This window comes from Komagataeibacter kakiaceti JCM 25156 (assembly GCF_000613305.1).
The window spans coordinates 1-3,950 of record NZ_BAIO01000202.1 but is presented as its reverse complement, the minus strand read 5'-3'; the positions used below and the strand labels follow the sequence as shown (position 1 = coordinate 3,950).

At 63.9% G+C, this 3,950-nt stretch carries 2 protein-coding genes and 3 pseudogenes; 1 reads left to right on the top strand and 4 read right to left on the bottom strand.

Annotated elements, in window-relative coordinates; translation table 11 throughout:
- Positions 1 to 163: 163 nt before the first annotated feature.
- The 4 genes and pseudogenes from JCM25156_RS10610 to JCM25156_RS23470 form a co-directional block, all read right to left on the bottom strand.
- Complete coding sequence (locus JCM25156_RS10610; RefSeq protein ID WP_025813065.1) at positions 164 to 385, bottom strand: hypothetical protein; 222 nt, start codon at positions 383 to 385, stop codon at positions 164 to 166.
- Positions 386 to 552: 167 nt separating this feature from the next.
- Positions 553 to 933 (bottom strand): annotated as a pseudogene (locus JCM25156_RS23475) (DUF4112 domain-containing protein); the annotation flags it as partial.
- Positions 934 to 979: 46 nt separating this feature from the next.
- On the bottom strand, positions 980 to 1,279 hold the full coding sequence (locus tag JCM25156_RS10600) for an Rdx family protein (RefSeq protein ID WP_025813063.1): 300 nt from the start codon (positions 1,277 to 1,279) through the stop codon (positions 980 to 982).
- Positions 1,280 to 1,369: 90 nt separating this feature from the next.
- Positions 1,370 to 3,474, bottom strand: a pseudogene (locus JCM25156_RS23470) (catalase).
- Between the two features lie 169 nt (positions 3,475 to 3,643).
- Here JCM25156_RS23470 and JCM25156_RS23465 point away from each other — a divergent pair.
- Positions 3,644 to 3,950 (top strand): annotated as a pseudogene (locus JCM25156_RS23465) (creatininase family protein); the annotation flags it as partial.

The window sequence follows — 3,950 nt, the reverse complement described above, 5'->3', positions numbered from 1 at the left end:
CAGCCGGCATGGGCATGGGCCAGCAGGATTTCGGCGCGCGGGGTATCGGCGCACGGCTCCAGCACGGCGCGGGCATGGGCGAACTGCCCGCGACGCAGCAATTCCAGCGCCTGGGCCAGAAGGTGATCGGTAGGGGTCAGCATGGGCTTCCTGCTTCGCGGGTTCAGGACGGGATGGAGGAGGGCGGGATGATGTTTCCCCCGACCGACATGCCCGCGCCGACCACCACCGGCACATGATGGGCATGGCATTGCGCCATGATGGCCGGGGCATCATCCGGCAGGGCCAGCGTGAAGGTCATGTTTGTGGGTATCACGGCGCGTGATCGCTCCCCCAGATGGGGCGCAAGCGCCGCGATGACCTGTTGCAGGTGGGAAGAAGCCATGAACTGTCTTTAATGCAATGGGTTCATGCGCGAAAGGGCGCAGTCCAGCGGCCGCATTTCCCATGTCCATGGGGTGGGCGGGATTGGCCCCGGAACGCCCTGCAAATCATAAGTTTTTGGTGAAGCGTCTTCCAAAATCTTCGGAAAATGCCGCCATTATGCCATGCAGGGCGATCAGGCCTGACCGTGCCGAAATACTGCTCCAGCAATGCGACGTTGCGCAGGTTGGCCTTGAACGCGACATCGAATATATCGCCCAGCACAGGCACCAGATCGGCCGCGACCTCCACCATCACATTGACCAGCATGCGCGCAAGCAGGGGGCGACCCGCGCCCAGACGCCAGCCTTTCCATACAATATAAAGGGAGGGCAGCAGCATGACCACCGTCCCACCTGCAGGCAGCAGCCCGATCAGCGCATCAAGCCCCCAGCGGGCCTTTGTGCCGGGAATGCGAAAGGCAGCGTCAAGCACCGTGGCCAGATTACGCAGCCGCGCGATCTCACGGGTGATATGTGCCGCATCCGTATTGGGGGGAATGGTTTTCATAGCCGTTACGTAGTGCGCGGGCAGGGCCGTTACAATGCGGCGCGCATCAGGATTTGCGGTCGATATGGCCCATGTCGCGTTCGGGCGCGATCACGTCGCGCACACGCTGCTTGAGTTCCCTGGGGCCGGGAAAGCCGCCATCGCGCTTGCGTTCCCAGATTACATTCCCGTCAACGCTGATTTCAAAATGGCCGCCACTGCCGGGAACAAGAGTGACGCTGCCCAGATCCTCGCCAAAGGTGGAAAGAAGCTCCTGCGCCATCCATGCCGCACGCAGCAGCCAGTTGCAGCGCGTGCAGTACAGGATGGACACATGGGGGCGCGGGGGGGCGGGTGTATCGGTCATGTCTGTGTTTCTTGCCGTTCTGTCAGGCCGGGCGGACCTGCCCGGCTGCCATAATGTGGGGATGGATGACAGCCGGTGGCAAGGGCGTTGTCAGATCGCGTGCACCCGTCCCTCACGCGCCCACAGGCGCAGCGCGCCACAGGTCTGCACGAACCTGTCGGCATCCAGCGTGCCGTGCAGGGCGATCACCCCTTCATCACGCATCTTGGGGTGCAGGCCCGCCGCCGCCAGAATGATCTCGGCGGCATCGTTATGCGCGATGAACTTGGCATGGGCATAGGCGTCGGTAATGAAGTCGCGCATCGTGGCTTCATGGCGCAGGGCGTTCGCCCCCTCTACCGTAGGCAGCAGGGCCACCGCGTCATAGAGTACCGACGGCCCACCGTTGATCCGCTGCTGCGCCACGAGCGGGTTGCCCACACTGTCCTTCAGCCGCCCACCGTTGGCGCGATCAGTTCGGACGTGGCGCCCACGGCGGCCACGGCGTCGCGCAGGGCGGTGAGCAGGCGATGGTCCACGCCATCCGTCACCACGATGCCCAGCTTGCGGCCCGCGAAACTGTCCGGCCCGTTCTTCAGGATGCTCAGCGCGGGGGAGGGTTCAAGTCCCGCCACCACCGGGCGCGCCGCCTTCGCCGGTTCGGGCAGGGGGGACAGGCCAAGCCCCTTGGCCACACCTGTGGCCAGCCCTTCATCCACATGACGCAGATGGCTGACCATGCGCGCGCGGATGGCCGGGGTCTCGACCTTGCTCAGCTCGAAAATGAAGGCATCGCGGATATGGGTCTGCTCCACCGCCGTCTGGCTGATCCAGAACAGGCGCGCCTGACTGTAATGATCGGCAAAGGATTCGGAGCGCTGGCGCTGCTTGGGGCCGGATACATCCTGCGCGAAGGACTGGTAGCCTGTCGTGCTTTCACGCGGGCCACCGGCGGGCTGCGGCCATGAATTGGGTTCGTAATTGGCGCGACCCTTCGGATTGTGCATGGCCATGTGCCCGTCCTGCTGGAAATTGTGGAACGGGCATTTGGGCGCGTTTATGGGAATATGCGTGAAATTGGGGCCGCCGAGGCGCTTGGTCTGTGTATCCAGATAGGAAAAATTGCGCCCCTGAAGCAGTGGATCGTTGGTGAAATCGACGCCGGGCACGATATTCTGGGTGCAGAAGGCCACCTGTTCCGTCTCGGCGAAGAAATTGTCCACCATCCGGTTCAGCACCAGCCGGCCCACGCGGCGGATGGGCACCAGTTCTTCCGGTATCAGCTTGGTGGGGTCGAGGATGTCGAAGGGGAAGCTGTCGGCAAACGCATCATCGAACAGTTGCACGCCCAGTTCCCATTCGGGGAACTGGCCGCTGGTGATGGCCTGCCACAGGTCACGGCGATGGAAGTCGGGATCGGCCCCGTTGATCTTGAGCGCCTCGTTCCACACGATGGACTGCAGGCCCAGCTTCGGCTTCCAGTGAAATTTTACATAGGTGGACTGACCCTGCGCATCGATCAGGCGGAAGGTATGGACGCCGAACCCTTCCATGAAGCGGAAGGAGCGCGGAATGGCCCGGTCGGACATGGCCCAGCAGACCATGTGCGTCGCCTCGGGCGAGAGGGACACGAAATCCCAGAAATTGTCATGCGCCGTCTGCGCCTGCGGGAAGTCGCGGTCCGGGGCCTGCTTGGCCGCGTGGACGAAATCGGGAAACTTGATGGCGTCCTGAATGAAGAAAACGGGGATGTTGTTGCCCACGATATCCCAGTTGCCCTGCTTCGTATAAAGCTTGACAGCAAAGCCGCGCACGTCGCGCACCGTATCGGCCGAGCCCTTGTTGCCCGCCACAGTGGAAAAACGCACGAAGGCCGGGGTGCGCTCCCCCACGCGCTGGAAAATATCGGCGTGGCTGACATCGCTCAGGCTGTCCGTCAGTTCAAAATAGCCATGCGCGCCATAGCCCCGGGCATGGACCACGCGCTCGGGTATGCGTTCATGGTCGAAGTGAAAAATCTTTTCGCGGAAGTGGAAATCCTCCATCAGCGCGGGACCGTTCGCCCCCGCGCGCAGGGTGTTCTGGTCATCCGCCACCGGCACGCCCTGCTGCGTGGTCAGGACCGGAATGTCGCCGCCTGCGGTCTGGTGGGTCTCACCGCCATTTCCGGCATGGGTGGGCGGCAATGCGGAGGGGTGCGATGTCTGCTGGGTCATGGGCTGTTCGCGTGTCCGTTCTGTAAAGCCTGGGGATAGGGGAATGTGCCCCTTCAACGGGCCGGAACGGGGGCGGTTTCATTCATTCGCCGCATGGCGGTTGCCAAGCGCGCGGGGGCAGGGCACAGCATGCGCCATGGATCACCCGGCACAAGGACCATCGCCGCCCATGCGTAAATGCCTCGCCTTCCTGGCCACAGCACCCCTTGCGCTGGCGCTGTCCATGCCCGCCTGCGCGCCTGCCTTGGCCGCCCCCCTGCTGTCCGCGCTCACGCCCGCGCGGCCGGGTCCGGATACCGTTGATTTCGCGGATCTGACATGGACCGAAATCCGTGACGCCATCCGCGCGGGCACGACCACCGTCATCATCCGGTGGGCGGCACGGAGCAGAGCGGCCCCTACATCGCCGTGGGCAAGCATGACGTGCGCGCCATGGTACTGGCGCGCCGCATCGCCCGCCAGGCGGGCCGCACGCT